This is a genomic window from Sulfurisphaera sp. (genome assembly GCF_059755235.1).
Genome location: NZ_DBPRYF010000027.1, coordinates 1 through 17,055 on the forward strand (window position 1 = coordinate 1; position 17,055 = coordinate 17,055).

Here is a 17,055-nt window from a genome sequence, read left to right on the forward strand (position 1 = left end):
TCAACATTGTAGTTATGCTTAACCTTGTAGCTAAGAATCTTGTAGGAGTCTTTTTGCACCCTCGACTACCTCCTTGTACTTATGACTCCTCATGCCATAGATTTTCCCTGCGAAGTGGGAGATAATCGTTATTAAGTCCTCCACTAGTTCCTCCTTTGGTTCCTTCTCTTCTTGGTTTATCACAATAATTTCAGTGCCGTAGTTTTGAAAGAACTGCTGGAGAACCTTGAACCCAAACCTTGTCAGCCTGTCTGAGTAGGCGACGATAACTTTCGATACTTCTTTGTTCATGACCATTTTGAGGAGTTTTTGAAAGTTTTTTCTGTCCTCATTTAGCCCACTACCGATGTCTTTGAGGATTTCAACGTTTAGCCCCCGCTCTTTCGCATACTGGGTTATAGCTTCGATTTGTCTCTCTAAATCGTCTCTCTGTGTGTGAGAGGATATTCTAGCATATCCAACTATTTTTCTCTCCTCATGTAGCCCTAGAATCCTCTTAATCTCTGACTCAGGGACTCTCCTTTTGCCACCAACTGTTCTGACACAGTGTATCTTCCCTTCCTCATCCCACCTTTGCAAAGTCCTTAAATTGACGCCAAGCATCTGTGACGCTTCTTTCATTGAATAGAGTTTTTCCATCTTTGTCTATCAAAATATATCTTTGTCTATCAAATATTTAACTGTTTCGGAAGGCTCTTCTCCTAATACTTTTATCTCACCAGAGTCCTTTCTTAAAAGCCCAGAAAGTATTTTTATTGTTGTAGTTTTTCCAGCACCATTAGGCCCAATGAACCCAGTAATTGAATTTCTAGGCACAGTGAAGGTAACCCCTTTAAGTACTTCTCTCCCACTAAAGCTTTTCTTCACGTCGTAAAGCTCGATGACAAACACAAAGAATTTTCTTCTTCGCAATATAAAATCTTTATTTAACTTCAATTTCAAAAGAGAAAAATTTATAAGCTTTAGGGATACCCTAATATATATGATTAGTCTAAATGAAATCTTAAATCCACCTCATGGATTAACAGTACCAGAGATCCTAGTAATCTCGCTAATCCTTGGTATGTTGCACGGTGCTACACCAGATGAACATACATGGCCAATAACGTTCAGCTATGCAGTTGGAAAATATAGTACAAAAGGAGGAATGAAAGCTGGATTTCTATTCTCTCTAGGTTTTACCATTCAAAGAGCATTTTTAACAACCCTAGGATTTATAGGACTGGCAGCCATTTACGAAAAGTATAACTTAGACGGCCCAATATATGCAATTGTAGGTTTTGTAATGGCTATAGCAGGATCTTACATTTTGAAGGGAAAGTATATGCACTTACCAATAGACAAACTTATTCACAGACAAATTCATGAAGAAGAAGAAAACCAGCTAAAAGATATTCCATTAAAGATGACAATAGTCCATGGTCTTATTGCTGGATTTGGTTTTGGAGCATATGCAAGCATAATAACATTTGTCTTAGCTCCACAAATGCCAAGTATATGGTACGCTCCTTTGCCCGGACTGATGTTTGGAATTGGTACAATGATAATGCAGATAATATTTGGAGCAATATTTGCAAATATCTTAAAGGCGAAGAAGATGGGTGAGAAAGAAATAACTTATATAGCTAGGAAGACTGGAGGAAGAACGCTTTACTACGGAGGTATAGTATTTATGATTGCTGGGTTATTAATTATTGGTTTTCCAATAATCGATAACTGGGCAATATCGACTGGAAATCCAATACCCAACTTAGACGCAATTAATATTGGTTTCATGTTAGTAATTGGGGTAGTTGGTGCAATAGGGATTGGTAGTATGATAAAGTCTTACAGAGAAGTTAGCAGAAAGAAAGAAACGCAAAAGGAAGGAAAACCAATTCAAAAATGATTTTTTAAATAATGAACAATTTTTATTCGTCTTTTTATTTCTTTAATATTTTCTTATTGTTTTTGTTGTCTCAATAACAAGCAATGAAGACGAGATTAAAAGTAAGGTAGCAGATATTATGTTTGCCATGTCTAAGTTCTCTTTCAAGGTTTCATGTACTGCAGATGTTATCGTAACTGTAGAGTTATTGGGAACATTATATGTCCCCGCCCATTTGCCGGAGTAATAGAATGGAATAACTTCATATAAGTCTATCTTAGAGTCATTGAAAACCCAGAATGAAAGGTTATTTACCTCAACTAGGTACTGTGGCATATAAATTACGCTTACGTTAATTGGGGAAGTTGAGTTAAACTGAAGTGAAGGTAAGGCGACGTAAATTGCATACCTCATAGAGTTATTCACATATCTAGTTATGTTAAGAATCTGAATTTCGTCAAATTGGGTGTACCAACCAGATGTGAAAGTCACGTTATTTCCATCTACTAGTGCGTAAACAGGGTAGTTTGATTTTACAACGACATAATACTGGATAACCCATTTGGCTATATACGTTAAGCTTTTGTTGACTACTATAGTCTCTGGGTTAGACAATATATTCCTCTCCCTTTGGTTGATTAAATGATATTGAAAGGGAATTTCGATTTTCTCAGAATAGTTATACCAGCCACTTACAAGCTGTTCCCCGAGAGAGTTTAATAAAGGCAATGAGGAATTAAAGAAAACGTAATATTGAGTAATACTCTGAAATGTGACATTGTACGGTTTTGTAACATTTATGATGGTGAATGAGGGAACATACACTATCCTTTCCACGTTACTCAAATACTTGAAGTAAGTGGTATTTAGTTTTATAACTGTGAACATGTTGTACCAATTACTTGTTAAGTTTTCATTACTGCCGTTGACTTTACCTTGAACGGTCATTTCAAAGATAACATAAAACTGCACTGTAGCGTTGATTGTAATTTTCATAGGAGAGTTGACAATAACCTCTATAGGCAACTTAGAATAAATGTAAACCTCTCAAATTCGCCTATATACTGCGGGTTCTGATTAATTATAATTACTGTTGAGGCATTATACCATGAGCTATTTATCACTTCATATTTCCCATTAACGCTAGCATTTATTGGGAAGCTGACGAAAACGTAGTATTGCGTTTGCCATCTTGCTGTGTAGTTTATTGCTTGTGTTATTGTAGTGATTATGGGGTTTAGTAGCACTTCTCTTTGTTGACTATCAACGTAATATGTCTGTGAATGTATTACTATTTTTTCAGAATAATTATACCAGTTAGTAGACAAATTTTCCTTAACCCCATTTATATATGCTGTAACTGGGTACTCAGAGGTAACTTGTAAGTAATACTGTAGGACTTTAGCTACATACACAGTCACATTTTTAGTCATAACGAAGTGCGTGATGTTAGGTAAAAGCATATATCTTTCGAAGTTGTTTACATAGGAGAAATTGACAAAGAGATTAATTACAGTGCCATTGTGATAATAACCAGATTTCACCACCATCTCAGTCCCGTTTACGAGACCCCACAATGGTATGTTGATATCAAGGTAAAAGTAATACTTCAGAGAAATCCTTTCATAATTTGCAATAAGCAAATAGTATCCGTTCTGTAGTGTGAGCGTTTTCTGAGTAGTGTTGTACTCCTTGTTTATATAAGGCTCTTTAACAGTTACTGAAGTCAAAGAAATGAGGCAAGACTGTTCCTTGAAAGTGTAAAATGTAACTGTAATACTATTAGGCGAGGTAAATGATATGTAATATGGCAAACCGAAATGAGAGGAAGTGTTTTCTGGTTTATTGTAAGTGAAGTTGTACCCATTAACGTTGTAAGCCTCATTGGAAATAACTGTAACCTCACTCCAACCCGGTACTAATGGGGTAAAGTAATTAGTTAACAAGGTAGGGTTTGGTGTACCTAACACAAACTAACCCGTTAGTCCCAATATAGGATTGAAGGTCAGAGGCCGACTCTTGTGTGTCAAACCCATAGTTGTAAACAACTGGAAAGGGAGAATACAAGTTAGGTTTTACTTCATAAAATATCGCGAGATTAGACTGAAGGTAATTAAAATAAGCGCTGTTACCTCCACCATTTCCTCCCCAAACTAACTCTATATCATAAGGTAATCCAGACCCAGTTAGGGAAGGCGATATGAAAATTTCCGCTTGATTAAGATTAGCAACACTAATTGTCACTTCGTCATAGATATTTTCCCCGGATGATGTGTTATATCCAAAATAAACATAAATGTAGGAAGAGGAGTATGATATCGAAATAAATAGTGTTGTGGAGAAAGGAGTGGAAAGAGTTGAGTAAGGTGTTGAATAAGAATAATAAGAAACTTGTTTACCGTCGATTACTGTCGCGTAAACTTCTCCGATACCGTATATCGAACTAGGGTTTATGCTAGCATAAGGGGAAGTAAAATTCCAAACATTATCAGTGAAATTGTACTAATTCCCATTAAATTCTATGACATTCTGAACCCAGAAGTCAAAGGTTTGCCCGAAATTGTTCTCAGCCTTTATTACAGTGTTGAACTGAAGTGATGCTGAAGAAGTGGAAATCGCATAAATTGCAACGTAACCTAAGACCTTATTGGTACTTATGTTAAACGAACTCGATACCCCCATTGCGTAGTTATCACTTATGCTGTATCTGGGTATGGTTGCAGTTGATCCTTGTGGTGGTAATGGTAATAAAAGAGTTAGTAGAATCAAAATTACCGCTTTCATAAGATATGATATTTCTTGCTGTTTTTATTTCTTTCTTTTATTCTTCAAATAGTTATATAATTACTGATATAGCCACAAATAAAAAGAGTAAAATAAAACCTAACAATAAAATTCCTATAACTAAATCACTAACTAGTGGTTTTAAATATAACAAAAAGGTAAGAAGCCTTATGAACTTTATCATAAAAATAAAAAACGAAAACTGACTTATAAACTTATTATGGTGATGGCTCTGTTTTTGTTTCCTCTATTATTTCTTCAATCGCTTCTGTTCTAAACCCGCTACGAACAGCAAAATAGTGGAATATCAAGATTACTATGACAGCTATTATAGTATCTTCTGGGAATGGAATTACCGGAACTGAACTTAATCCGAAGTTTCCAAGATAAGATAATATGTATATTGCTAAAAGGAATCCAATATACCACCACGCTGCATTAATTTCCCTTTTAACATCCTGCGAAACGCTTGAAAGTAAAAACGCCAAGGTGCCAATTAGCATTGCAGCGATTGCGATAATATAAATCACAAATGCAAGGTTATTAGGTGCTGAAAGGTATGTTTGAGTTGAAGGATTATATGTTGCTGTATATAGATAATATCCTAAGCCTATATCTATCACTAAGTCAATAATACCTACAGTAGTTGCAATAACCTTGTTTATTCCAAGCATTTTACTAGCATAGTAGAACATGAAGATAGGTAACCCTAGGACTACAGCAGTAAACACATAGAAAAGTGTCGCAAACCCAGACCAATATAGTATTAGCCCAGCTGCAAGTGTAGCCAATGGCGCAATAATTGAGGCCGCCGGAGTCTTAAATGGTCTATTCAACTCTGGTGCTTGCTTTCTTAAAGATGCTAAACCAATACCACCCATGATATAAGTTAATACTGTAGCTGAAGAAATGAACCCTACGAGTGAATACCATGAAGGGAACGGTAATAGAAAGATAAACCCTATTATTAGTGCTGTAATTAGTGAGTATGTTGGAATTCCAGTTTTACCAATTTTTAAGAATATCTCTGGTAAATAGCCGTTAGTTGCGAAAGCATAAATAGTTCTAGTTGAAGTCCCAGTGTAAATCCATCCAGTGCCAGCAGGTGAAACTACAGCATCTATTATTAAGAAGTAGCTCCAACCTAAGAATATTAGAGATATCAATCCTGCTACAGGGGCACTTTGTAATAGTGCAAGATACGGGCCTGTTGATATTTGAACATAATGAGATGAAACGTTCACAAAAGCCGTACTCAAGGCAGACCAATTTCCGTGAGTTACTGGGACTAAATTACCTGATTCATTTAAGTATAAATTATTCCAATTAATAGCTCCGATAAAAGCTGTTTGTAAAAGTGTATATAAGCCAATTCCAATTAATAGTGAAGCTAACACTGCGAATGGTATATCCTTTTTAGGATTCTTTCCTTCACCACCATATTCCACAGATTGCCTGAAACCTAGATAAGAAAATATTACACCAGCACTTGGTATAGCGTACAGTACTGCACTTAATCCAGAAATACCGGAACTACCTCCTACTACATATTGGGCAGATGGAAAGAATCCTCCACCTAATGAGAAGTTAGAGGGATGGAAATAAAAAGCGATGAGTAATAACGCAGTGATTGTAGGTACCATTAGCTTCCACCAACCTGCGCCATGAGTGACTTTCCCTAAGATGTTAACCCCGAAATAATTCAAGAGGAAGAAACCAATTAACAGGAGTCCAGCAAGCAAAATTCCTATTGGAGATAATATTGTTATTGAGCTACCGTTAAAAGTTCCAGTAGTTACTAATTGGGGATAATAAATTGCTATATATTCTACCGCGGCGGCTGCTTCTATAGCAGGTACTGACGAAGCAGAAAGAAAATAAGCCCAAGTGATCAGATATCCTACTACCCCTCCGTGAGTATAGTGTGGGTATCTTGCTAATCCACCGCTTTTAGGTATTGCAGCACCGATTTCTGCGTAAGCTAGCCCTATAAACATGACTAAAATTCCTGCTATAATCCAACTAAGGACTGCTGCGCCACCAGCATAGCTTGCCGTACGTAGTGATGCAAATAGCCATCCAGAACCTATAATTCCTCCTAATGACAAATATAGTAATTCAAATTTTCCAAGTGCTTTTCTTAATTGTTTATCTGAGGATGTACCTAAATCCCTTGCCCCTTTAGTTTCTCTCCCAGCCATCAAACTATATAGTTATAAATACTTTATAAATGTTCATGTATAAAAAGTTTAGATATTGTAGATTTTTAAAAAATTTAGGTATTCCTAAAAAGATGAGTTTACAAAAAGATTGTTTGGCTGAAAACAATTTAACATTATAAGTATTCCCATACTCCTTTGCCACGGTAGTTATATACAATTGTTTTATAAGCAGTGACAGATTCTATCGTGTACCCTATACCTTCCCTTCCTATTCCCGAGTCTTTTCTTCCTCCAAACGGGAAGTAGCCAATACCATGCTTTGGATACTCATTTACGTAGATCGCTCCTACTTCAAGCATTCTCATGGCTTTTCTTATTTTAGTTATGTCATTTCCAAATATTGCTGCATCTAAACCATATCTCCTCCCGTTGCTTAGCTGGATAGCTTCGTCTATGTTGTCGACTTTGCTGATAACGGCTATTGATAGGAAGACCTCCTTCTTGTATAGGTAAAGGTCTTTCACTTTGTTTTTATCAATTTCAATAAGTGTGGGCTCAATATATGTAGGGCCTAATCTTTTTCCACCATAAAGTACTTTCCCACCTTTTTCTGTAGCATCTTTTACAGCGTATTCAAACTCGTCAACAGTTCTTGAATCAATAATGGGTCCCATCACTGTATCAACTTCTCTTGGGTCACCGACCTTTATCTTCTTTAGTTCTTCCACAATATTGTTCTTTAACTCCTCATAGATGTTTGGCTCAGCAAAGATGAATTTCACTGAGTCACACCTTTGACCAGAATAACTAGTTATCCCAGTAACAATTTTTTGTGCAGTGGTCTTAGGATCTGCATCATTTAGGACTATTGCAGGATCGCCACCACCTAATTCCATAACATATTGCTTAAGTCCAGCAGTCTTGATAACATGATCCCCAGTTTCTGCACTCCCGGTTAAGCTGATCACTGGTATTCTCTTATCTGATACAATCTTATCCATCTCTTTACCCGGCACAGTAATTATAGCCAAAGCCTCTTTGGGAAAACCTGCAGTTTCTAGCAGTTTAGCCATCATGATTGCGGGTAAAGGTGTTGCTGAGGCTGGCTTTAAAACAAAAGCATTTCCTGCGACAGTTGAATATACGAGTTTATTTGTAACGTCAAAAAGAGGATAGTTAAAAGGCGTTATAGCTAAAACTATTCCTAGGGGCTCTCTTCTGATTATAGCTTCCGCTTCTAAACTTTCACTGCTCCAATCTCCGGGCACATACTCACCATAAAGTTTTCTAACGTCTAAATCGGCTCTTGTGAGTCTTTCGATAGCTGCATTAACTTCTCCTTGTGCCGCCCCTCTTGTTTTACCATTACCTATCATTAAAACTTCAACGAAATCTTCCCTATACTTGTCAATTAAATCGGCTAAGGTATGAAAAACCTTTAGTCTTTTTTCACCGGGGAAGTCACGTATTGCCCATCTGCCTTTATTGTAAACTACGTTTAGGGTATTGTCAACTATCTCATAGTTAAGTTTTGGAACTCTGCTGTAAACTGATAGGTCAATCGGTGATTTAACATCTTCAACGTCCTTTGTTGTTACCCATTCCCCAGCTAGATATGTTTTAAAAACTGGTATACCGTCAGGGTCTATAGTATATATATCTTTAAATCCGGTTAACTCTTTCAGAGAAACCATACTATATTCTCTCTTTACTCATTTTTATTCTTTCATATCCTTGAGAAAAGCTTCTATGTCCTTTGTAGTAGGCAAGTTTTCTTGATCTCCTCTTATCATGACGTTCAATGTTGAGGCAACAATTGCATAATCTAAAGCTTTCTCTAACTCAAATCCGTTAAAATATAACGAGAGAAAAGTGCCACCTAAGGCATCTCCTGCACCCACAACGTCCTCGACCGGAACTTGGTAACCGGAAGAATAATACTTTTTGCCGTCATAATACAGATTGGCACCTTTTGGACCAAGCTTCATAATGACTATATCAGCGTACTTGGAAAACTCTTTTGCAGCCTTATCTGGGTCAGATTCTCCTAAAATAATCTTAGAATCATCAGTGTCAGTAATAAAGACCTTTAGATGATACTCGTTAAGCAAGTGCAGGATCTCGTTCTTAGCGTCTTCTAACTTTTGCCAAAGAACAGGTCTTATGTTTGTGTCAAATGACCTTTCTTTTGCAACTTCAAAGGCTTTATACACTGCATCTCTTGCTGTATTTGAGATAGCTAAAGTTATTCCAGAAGAGTGTACTAAATCAGCTGACTTGATGTAGTTCTCGTCTACATCTTCTGGAGAAAGCTTACTTCCAGCACTGCCTTTTCTGTAATAAACTGAATAGCTTTTAAAAGGAACAGGGTAGTGTCTTTGAATGAAGAAAATTCCAGTTGGAGCACTCTTATCAATTTTTATATGAGAAACGTCAAGCCTTTGTCCTCTTAACCACTCTATGGCATTGTAGCCAAACTCGTCATCTCCCACTCTAGCTATTATTCCGCACTCATTACCTTGCTTTATAAAGGCAACACAGTAATTTGCCTCGCTCCCTGCCACGTGTTTTTCGAAATATGTAACATGTCTTAAGGGGCCAACATTAAGCGGGTTGAACTCTATTAGGATTTCTCCTAAAGTTACAAGTTTTGCCATAAAGATAGTTATTGTGAAAAAAGTTCTTAACTTTTCTCTTCTGCGAGTTTATTTATCTCTTCTTTTAATGGTTTAACCTCATTTAATAAACTCTTTGCTTCATCATCTTCTAGGGGGAATATTGGACCTCTGGGTACACCAACGTCATAGCCTTGAAATTCCTTTACGAGATAATAATTTGCTGAGATAGAACCGTATTTTCTGCTTATATCAAGGATTTTATTAATAATTTTCTGTAACTCTAACGCTTTATCAAGTTTTTTCTCCCTTACTAGTTCTTTCATTTTTTTCATTACATGAGGTAAATAGTTTGATATTGCAGTTACGCTACCGTCTATAGAGAGGAGGGAATAATAGACAAGGGAGTCAGACCCATTGTATACTCTTAAGTTTGGCATCATTATTTTGTACTCTAGTGTATGGGCTAAGTCTTGGTTTGTATCTTTTAATCCAGCAAGTATATCCTTGAACTGATACATAATCTTAGCTGACACATCATAACCGGTAGCTAAAGGGTAGTTGTATAGATAAAGAGGATGAGGAGAGTATTTAGCTATAGTTGTAAAGTACTTCACTATTGTTTTTTCTGGTAATCTAGGGAAATAGTAAGGAGGGTATGAGGCAATTCCAACTATATCATAATCCTTTGATGCCTTTGCTAGATCAATTACGTCATTAACATTTAGTCCTCCTATTTGAAATATTATTTTATTGGTTACATCATAGACCGCTTTTAAGTTCTTTAGTTTTTCTTCTTTACTTAATGCTGGTCCCATTCCAGTAGTCCCATTCAAAAAAATCAAGTCAATTCCATGGTCTATAAGATACTTTGCATGTGCTTTTAATTTTTCAATGTCTATTTCTCCTTGCTGGGTAAATGGTGTTAATACAGGTGTTATAATTTCCATATATTAAAATAGAGATACATGTTAAAATACCTTGATGAATAAATATTACGCTTTGCTTGTCGTGGGCGGGATTAGCTTTGGTACAGCTTCTATTTTCATAAAATTCTCTGACATGTCACCATCTGCGTTAGCTTTCTTTCGCTTCTTTATATCAGGTTTAATCCTTTCAGCTTTCTCAAGCTTCAGCCCAAGAAAAGTTATAAAATACTCTCCTTTTGGGCTCCTCTTGGCTTTGCATATGTTAACTTTCATAATAAGTGTTTATACTACTACAATAATTGACGCAACAGTCCTTGTCTCTACTTCTCCCTTTTTCGTAATCCTTCTCTCACGCTTTACTTCATTTAAGAACACAAAAAAGGAAATAGTAGCCAGCATTATAGGATTTATTGGCGTTATCCTCGTTAATTTCCCCTTAACATTAGGTTATTTATTTGGTAACGTCATTGCAATTATCTCAGCAGTTCTAATAGCAATTTACACTACCTTTTTGAGCAGAGTCAATGAGGATTCTCTTTCCTTGACTTCGTCAATCTATCTTTCTTCATCAATCTTTACTTTTCCTCTGATCTTTATTCAAGGCTTAGGAAAAATTGATTTGATTTCGATTCTTTCTCTTTTAGGTCTCATTTTTTTGCCTACACTGATAGGACATACCTCAATAGTAGTTTCATCTGGTAAAGTAAAACCTCAGCATATCGAAGTAATTGGGCTGTTAGAGCCAGTAACTGCTTCGATCTTGGCTATTTTTCTCTTTAATCAAATACCCAGTTTGTATCAGATAATAGGATCTTCTCTAATTATTTTAGCTGTAATTTATGTAATAAAATAAGTAAAGAAAAAAATTACTCAGGCGGTATCTCTTTATATATTAAATTGAGGTCTATCCCTCTTCTCTTATTATATAAGTATGCTATTACATATACTGCTATAGAGAACAGTAACGTTCCGATTACAAATGTTAACGTTATTGGGTTTGGTAGACCATTGCTTCCTACGAACCCAAAGTCTGGGTTTGTCGCAGATACATAGGTTAAATACGCAAAATAACCGACGGTTATTAATGCAGGGACTAAGATCTTCATAACCTTGAATTTAATAGAATGCCATATACCAGCAATACCGACAACTAAGAAGTATAAGGCACCTAGTATTGTAGCTCCATACAATGATGTCGCATTTTGAGAACCTAGGAAAACTATTACTCCAAGGAAGAAACCTGTAGCAAATAAATCAAGAAGGTGAGTAAATACTGGACTACCACTCTTTGTAACGTTTGTCAAGAATGATGGTAATACTCTATCAAAAGCAATAGCGAATATGTACCTCGAGAAAACTACAGCACCATAAGATAATACGAAGAACTCCCAAGCTATTAATCCAAGACCTATTATCCACTGCAGAATTTCGTTACCAGCTAAACTAATAGCAGCTGTCCAAAATGTGAAAATATACCCGTTGTTCATATACTGGGCAGTAGTGTAAGTGTAGCCACCAGCATAATACATTATACCGTAACCAGCCATAACCAAAATGAATGTCAGTATTAGACTCGTATATACGTTATACCTTAATGAGTTTTTACCTTTAATCTCAGCAGCTACAGCTGGCCCAGCTTGCATCCATGGGAAAGTGAATAATGCGAGGAACGGTAACATAAACAGTGTTGCGCCCCAGTCAAATGTGGGTCCTTCATATTTGGCTACTGTACCACCCATAAGAGTTATCATGTCGCTCGTTTTTGTTACAAAATCACCAACATTAGCTAAAATTACGAACAAAGCAATTATCGTTGTGGCTAAAGAAAATATACCTAATACTGTTATTAGTGAAAAGCCCCACTTAGCTTTTGCAATATTTATTCCAATAATTATAGCAAAAACAGCAAAGGCTATGATAAATGAGGGAATAGGTTGTATTAGTATATTCCCAATGTTAACTAATCCTTGATTGCCGTTGAGCACACCTATTTCGCTTAATACTGTCTGTATAGCTTGTGACGCAAAAAACGCAGTTAAAGCGAAAAATGCTAGGGATTCTATCATTAGTGTAAGCGCCATTACTACGCCAACACCACCGTTTAGTGTTCTAGATACCCAGACATAATCTCCACCAGTCCTTGGTATTTTTGTAATGAAATATGTATATACAAGGGCTTGAGGCAATGCAAACAAAAATCCTATAAGTGTAGCTATTAGTAAATTAGACCCTGGCAACACATAAGGGGTTATTGATGTGAATAACGCTAGACCTGCAGACATATTACCAATATTTAACATAACAGTGTCTAGGAAGCTTACTTGTTTCATTAAGCCAGAACTCTCCCTTATAAAAAGGTGATGTGACTTTTCCGCCATTAAAATCTCCTTTATCATCTAGTTTCTCCGTTTTAAAAATTTTACTTATTTGTGTCAACATATTACATCATCCGTTCCAAAACAATTTACTTAATCAAGTAAATGTCTAAAGTTTTTATATGATTAGAATTTAAAAAGTATTGTGTACGTTGGCCAAAGCGTAAAAAGGAAGGAGGATCTAAAGTTCATTACAGGTACTGGAAGGTATGTCGATGACATAGAAATTCCAGGGAATCTTTATATTGCGATTTTAAGAAGTAATGTTGCACATGCAAAGTTAAAGAAAATTGATTATGCAGACGCACTAAAAGTTAAAGGCGTCTACGGAGTCGTCACGGGGTTAAATGTACAAGTTCCAAACAGGCCTAGGAATTTTCCAATGGCTAAAGACGAAATACTTTACATGGGTCAACCAATAGCTGCTGTATTAGCAACAGACAGATACACAGCAGCAGACGCACTAGATTATATAACATTTGACTATGAGGAATTGCCAGTTGTTGTTGATCCAGAGGAATCTATGAAAAATGAGGTCAAAGCAATAGAAGATAAAGACAATATAATTTATAAGAAAGTTTATTCTGGTGGGAACGCTGAAGAAGCGTATGAAAAATCTGATGTAAAAATTGAAGAAAAGATTGTAATTTCAAGAGTCTATGCTGCTCCAATGGAGACTAGAGGTGTAGTTGTAGATTTTCAACAAGGAAGACTTACTGTTTATGCTTCCACCCAATCCCCTCACTTTATGAGGTCGTATTTACTTTCAGCTTTTGGTGACAAAGTTTCAGATATTAGAGTTATACAAGCTGATGTTGGCGGAGCATTTGGCTCTAAACTGTTTCAGCACCCAGAAGAGTATATAGCTATTTATGCCTCCTTAACATTTAGAAAACCTGTAAAGTTGATTAACACAAGAAGAGACGACATGTTTGCAACTTACCATTCGAGAGATCAAATATACAAAATCAAAGTTGGTGCTTCAAAAGACGGCAAAATAAACTCGATAATTTCAGACCTAATCATTGATTTAGGTGCTGGTTGGCACGGTACTTATTTAGCTGATATACCCGCAACTTTGATTACTGGACCTTATGATATAAAGAACGCGAAAGTAAACGTTTATGGGGTATTAACAAACAAAACACCTTTAGATCAATATAGAGGTGCAGGTAGACCAGAAGCTGCTTTTGCCTATGAAAGGATTATGGATATAGTAGCTGATGAGCTAGGTATTGACCCTATAGAGTTAAGAAAGAGAAATGTTATCCAGTCCACACCTTATACAAATCCATTGGGAATGAAGTATGACAGCGGAGATTATAAAGCTCTGTTAGCGAAGGCTGAAGGCTTCTATAGGGAAATGGAGCAAAGAGCTCAAGAATTGAGGAAACAAGGTAAAAGAGTTGGTGTTGGTCTTTCATTTTACATAGAACAAAACAACTTTGGACCTTGGGAGAGTGCATCAGTAAGACTACTTTCTAATGGTAAAGTTGAAGTAATTATAGGAGCTGCTCCACACGGTCAAGGCACTGAAACTGGAATTGCTCAAGTAGTCGCTGATGAGCTTGGTGTAAGCGTTGATGACGTAATTGTAACTTGGGGAGACACTGATAAGATATCTAACGCTTTTGGAACTTACGGTAGCAGGAGCTTAACACTTGCGGGTAATGCAGCTTTGCTTGCCTCAAGGAGATTAAAGGAAAACATAATGAAAGTAGCTGCTGCATTTATGAAAAGTGACGTAGAGGAATTACAGTATAAAGATGGAAAAGTTGTCAATCCAAAATCTGGAAGAGAAATGACTCTAAGAGAGATTGCAGGAAAAGCTACAGCTAATTTAGGTGGTGTATGGAGGTATAAAGCTGAGCCAACGCTAGAAGCTACTGCATCATTTGGTTTCGATAACTACACTTTCCCGTATGGTTCTCACATAGCAATGGTTGAAGTTACAGAAGAAGGTTCAGTAAAGGTACTTGATTATGTCGCTATTGACGATATTGGCGTAGTTGTAAACCCAATGTTAGCTGAGACGCAAGTACACGGAGGAGTAATACAAGGATTTGGCGAGAGTTTATTAGAAGAAATGGTGTATGACAAACAAGGGAATTTACTGACTTCAACATTTGGCGATTACTTGATCCCTACTGCAGTTGAAGCATTTAATATGAAATGGCTTTATATGGAGTTAGGTAAATCAAACGCACCATTACCTGCTAAGGGTATTGGAGAAGGTGCTACTATAGGAGCACCTCCAGCAATAGTGAGGGCATTAGAAAAAGCTGTTGGTAGAAAACTAACAAGAATACCAGTAAAGATGGAGGAATTATCTCTCTGAATAAAAGGATTTACGATCTTTTTTTAAACTTAAAAAGTCCATTTTTAATATTTCCTTAAATAATATTATTGCATAAGTTTAAAAGATATGAAATCTAGTTGTATCACATGACAAAAGTACTTGTTTTGGGAGCAAGATTCGGAGGACTAACATCAGCATATACATTAAAAAGATTAGTAGGAAAAGCTGCAGATGTAAAAGTAATAAATCAAAGCAGGTTTTCTTACTTTAGACCAGCATTACCACATGTGGCTGCGAACTATATGGATGTAGACCAACTTAAGATTGATTTAGCAAAAACATTACCAGAAAAAGGCATTCAATTCCAAGAAGGAAAAGTTACCAAAATAGACGCTAAGAACAACAAGGTAATATACAAAAAAGCTGATGGGTCTGAAGTTGAAGAGAACTATGATTATGTAATAGTCGCACTAGGTGCTTACTTAGCAACTGAGTTAATTAAGGGATGGGATCAGTATGGTTACAGCGTATGTGAACCAGAGTACGCCTTAAAGCTAAGAGATAAGTTAATGAATTTCCAAGGAGGAAACATAGCCATTGGTTCTGGCTTCTTCTATCAAGGTCATAATCCAGCGCCAAACGTTCCAAAGAATTTCGTGCCAAATGCCGACTCAGCATGTGAAGGTCCAGTATTCGAAATGAGCTTGATGTTCGCCGGTTACCTAAAGAAGAGAGGAGTGTGGAATAAAACAAAGATCACAGTGTTTTCTCCGGGTGAATACTTATCTGATTTATCTCCAGCATCAAGAAAAGCTGTAGGAGAGATGTATAAGAGTATGGGAATTGAGTTAATTCATAACTTCAAAATTAAAGAAATCAGAGAACATGAAATAGTTAGTGAGGATGGTAAAACAATACCTTCAGACTTAACAATAATTTTACCACCATATGCAGGAAATCCAGCATTAAAGAACTCCACTCCAGACTTAATTGATGATGGCGGTTTCGTACCAACAGACCTAAACATGGTTTCAATTAAATATGATAATGTATACGCAGTAGGAGATGCAAACTCACTAACAGTTCCAAAGCTAGGTTACTTAGCAGTAAAGACTGGTACAATAGCTGCACAGCATTTAGCTAGAAGGTTAGGTTTTGACGTTAAAGTTGACAAATATTATCCAACAATAGTATGTGTAGCAGACAACCCGTATGAGAACTTCGCAGTTGCAGTAAAAGACGACACATGGTATGGAGGAAATGTGTCTGAAGCTGTACCATCTCAAGCAAACCACTTAAAGAAGGAATTGTTCACTAAATACTTTATGTGGACTAAAGGAGATATGGCACTAGAGAAGTTCTTAGCGAGCTGGTAAAAGATGGAGGAATTACAACTCAATAAACTTCTCTCAGAGGAAAATCTCTCAACATTAAATAAACTTCTCGGAGTTTGTTCCAAGGCTGAAAATAAGTATGGTCTGCTCTCATTGATTGACGGAGTCATAGACGATGAGGACTTAATAGGAAAAGTAATGAACAATGTAATGACCGATAACACTTTAGATCTAATGCAAAAATGGAATAACTTAGTAAAACTAGTAGATACAATGTCAGATGATGAAACACTTTCCACTATAACTCAAGCATTAGATTTAATCAAGCTACTTAGCAAGTCAGGTATCCTTGATCCAATAAAAGGTATATTTCAAGATGAAGAAACTATAGGTAAAGTAATGAATGCTATGATTAATGACTTTACGTTAAACCTATTGGCAAATTGGGGGGAAATAGTTAATGACTTATCACGTTTCGATTTAACAAACTTCAAGTATTATACATTATTGATGAATGAGACCGGTGAGGCATTAAAGGAAGAAAAGATAGTGAAGATCGACCACTGGTGGCAATTACTTGGTTTACTTAAAGACCCAGAGATCCAAGTAGGTTTAGGAGTAGTAATAGCAATATTAAGGCACATTGGAAAGTATCATATGAAATATGTTGAAACTAATGGACAGAAATAA

14 protein-coding genes and 2 pseudogenes are annotated in these 17,055 nt (G+C 36.4%); 5 read left to right on the forward strand and 11 right to left on the reverse strand.

Annotated elements, in window-relative coordinates:
* Positions 1 to 30: 30 nt before the first annotated feature.
* The gene (locus AC3OCB_RS03455) at positions 31 to 639 is read right to left on the reverse strand and encodes an IS607 family transposase (protein ID WP_498340816.1); all 609 of its coding nucleotides are present in this window, start codon (positions 637 to 639) and stop codon (positions 31 to 33) included.
* A gap of 30 nt (positions 640 to 669) precedes the next feature.
* A pseudogene (locus tag AC3OCB_RS03460) lies at positions 670 to 882 on the reverse strand (ATP-binding cassette domain-containing protein); the annotation flags it as partial.
* 100 nt (positions 883 to 982) lie between these two features.
* On the opposite strand from AC3OCB_RS03460, the gene AC3OCB_RS03465 reads away from it, so the two are divergent.
* Positions 983 to 1,888 carry a hypothetical protein gene (locus AC3OCB_RS03465; RefSeq protein WP_498340817.1) on the forward strand — a complete coding sequence of 302 codons (906 nt, stop codon included), beginning with the start codon at positions 983 to 985 and terminating at the stop codon, positions 1,886 to 1,888.
* 42 nt (positions 1,889 to 1,930) lie between these two features.
* On the opposite strand, the gene AC3OCB_RS03470 is transcribed toward AC3OCB_RS03465, so the two are convergent.
* The 8 genes and pseudogenes from AC3OCB_RS03470 to AC3OCB_RS03505 form a co-directional block, all read right to left on the reverse strand.
* Positions 1,931 to 2,863 (reverse strand): hypothetical protein, encoded by a 933-nt coding sequence (locus tag AC3OCB_RS03470; RefSeq protein WP_498340818.1) that lies wholly within the window; start codon positions 2,861 to 2,863, stop codon positions 1,931 to 1,933.
* A gap of 20 nt (positions 2,864 to 2,883) precedes the next feature.
* A complete protein-coding gene (locus tag AC3OCB_RS03475; protein WP_498340819.1) occupies positions 2,884 to 3,837 on the reverse strand; it encodes a hypothetical protein in 954 nt (317 codons plus the stop codon).
* Positions 3,803 to 4,651: pseudogene (locus AC3OCB_RS03480) on the reverse strand (thermopsin family protease). Before AC3OCB_RS03480 ends, AC3OCB_RS03475 begins: the two are co-directional and overlap by 35 nt.
* Before the next feature lie 52 nt (positions 4,652 to 4,703).
* Positions 4,704 to 4,835, reverse strand: coding sequence for a hypothetical protein (locus AC3OCB_RS03485; RefSeq protein WP_498340820.1), 132 nt, complete (start codon positions 4,833 to 4,835; stop codon positions 4,704 to 4,706).
* Between the two features lie 34 nt (positions 4,836 to 4,869).
* On the reverse strand, positions 4,870 to 6,852 hold the full coding sequence (locus AC3OCB_RS03490; RefSeq protein WP_498340821.1) for an APC family permease: 1,983 nt from the start codon (positions 6,850 to 6,852) through the stop codon (positions 4,870 to 4,872).
* Positions 6,853 to 6,986: 134 nt separating this feature from the next.
* A complete protein-coding gene (gapN, locus tag AC3OCB_RS03495; RefSeq protein WP_498340822.1) occupies positions 6,987 to 8,507 on the reverse strand; it encodes an NADP-dependent glyceraldehyde-3-phosphate dehydrogenase in 1,521 nt (506 codons plus the stop codon).
* 24 nt (positions 8,508 to 8,531) lie between these two features.
* Positions 8,532 to 9,470 (reverse strand): bifunctional 2-dehydro-3-deoxygluconokinase/2-dehydro-3-deoxygalactonokinase, encoded by a 939-nt coding sequence (gene kdgK, locus AC3OCB_RS03500; protein ID WP_498340823.1) that lies wholly within the window; start codon positions 9,468 to 9,470, stop codon positions 8,532 to 8,534.
* A 26-nt stretch (positions 9,471 to 9,496) separates the two neighbouring features.
* A complete protein-coding gene (locus tag AC3OCB_RS03505; protein WP_498340824.1) occupies positions 9,497 to 10,378 on the reverse strand; it encodes a bifunctional 2-dehydro-3-deoxy-phosphogluconate/2-dehydro-3-deoxy-6-phosphogalactonate aldolase in 882 nt (293 codons plus the stop codon).
* A 34-nt stretch (positions 10,379 to 10,412) separates the two neighbouring features.
* Between AC3OCB_RS03505 and AC3OCB_RS03510 the strand changes: the two genes are divergently transcribed.
* A complete protein-coding gene (locus tag AC3OCB_RS03510) occupies positions 10,413 to 11,210 on the forward strand; it encodes a DMT family transporter (RefSeq protein WP_498340825.1) in 798 nt (265 codons plus the stop codon).
* Between the two features lie 13 nt (positions 11,211 to 11,223).
* On the opposite strand, the gene AC3OCB_RS03515 is transcribed toward AC3OCB_RS03510, so the two are convergent.
* On the reverse strand, positions 11,224 to 12,735 hold the full coding sequence (locus AC3OCB_RS03515) for an APC family permease (protein ID WP_498340827.1): 1,512 nt from the start codon (positions 12,733 to 12,735) through the stop codon (positions 11,224 to 11,226).
* 142 nt (positions 12,736 to 12,877) lie between these two features.
* Here AC3OCB_RS03515 and cutA point away from each other — a divergent pair, with 142 nt between their 5' ends.
* The 3 genes from cutA (at position 12,878) to AC3OCB_RS03530 (ending at position 17,055) form a co-directional block, all read left to right on the forward strand.
* Positions 12,878 to 15,070, forward strand: coding sequence for a glyceraldehyde dehydrogenase subunit alpha (gene cutA, locus AC3OCB_RS03520; protein ID WP_498340828.1), 2,193 nt, complete (start codon positions 12,878 to 12,880; stop codon positions 15,068 to 15,070).
* 107 nt (positions 15,071 to 15,177) lie between these two features.
* Positions 15,178 to 16,407, forward strand: a complete 1,230-nt coding sequence (locus tag AC3OCB_RS03525; RefSeq protein WP_498340829.1) for an NAD(P)/FAD-dependent oxidoreductase — start codon at positions 15,178 to 15,180, stop codon at positions 16,405 to 16,407.
* A 3-nt stretch (positions 16,408 to 16,410) separates the two neighbouring features.
* Positions 16,411 to 17,055: a helical membrane plugin domain-containing protein gene (locus AC3OCB_RS03530; protein WP_498340830.1), complete on the forward strand. Its 645-nt coding sequence runs from the start codon at positions 16,411 to 16,413 to the stop codon at positions 17,053 to 17,055.

Coding starts and splice junctions, on each gene's coding strand:
- AC3OCB_RS03530 (WP_498340830.1), top strand. CDS start 16,411: ATGGAGGAATTACAACTCAATAAACTTCTCTCAGAGGAAAATCTCTCA.
- AC3OCB_RS03515 (WP_498340827.1), bottom strand. CDS start 12,735: ATGGCGGAAAAGTCACATCACCTTTTTATAAGGGAGAGTTCTGGCTTA.
- kdgK (WP_498340823.1), bottom strand. CDS start 9,470: ATGGCAAAACTTGTAACTTTAGGAGAAATCCTAATAGAGTTCAACCCG.
- AC3OCB_RS03470 (WP_498340818.1), bottom strand. CDS start 2,863: ATGAAAATTACAATCAACGCTACAGTGCAGTTTTATGTTATCTTTGAA.
- AC3OCB_RS03490 (WP_498340821.1), bottom strand. CDS start 6,852: ATGGCTGGGAGAGAAACTAAAGGGGCAAGGGATTTAGGTACATCCTCA.
- AC3OCB_RS03505 (WP_498340824.1), bottom strand. CDS start 10,378: ATGGAAATTATAACACCTGTATTAACACCATTTACCCAGCAAGGAGAA.
- gapN (WP_498340822.1), bottom strand. CDS start 8,507: ATGGTTTCTCTGAAAGAGTTAACCGGATTTAAAGATATATATACTATA.
- AC3OCB_RS03525 (WP_498340829.1), top strand. CDS start 15,178: ATGACAAAAGTACTTGTTTTGGGAGCAAGATTCGGAGGACTAACATCA.
- AC3OCB_RS03485 (WP_498340820.1), bottom strand. CDS start 4,835: ATGATAAAGTTCATAAGGCTTCTTACCTTTTTGTTATATTTAAAACCA.
- AC3OCB_RS03455 (WP_498340816.1), bottom strand. CDS start 639: ATGGAAAAACTCTATTCAATGAAAGAAGCGTCACAGATGCTTGGCGTC.
- AC3OCB_RS03465 (WP_498340817.1), top strand. CDS start 983: ATGATTAGTCTAAATGAAATCTTAAATCCACCTCATGGATTAACAGTA.
- AC3OCB_RS03510 (WP_498340825.1), top strand. CDS start 10,413: ATGAATAAATATTACGCTTTGCTTGTCGTGGGCGGGATTAGCTTTGGT.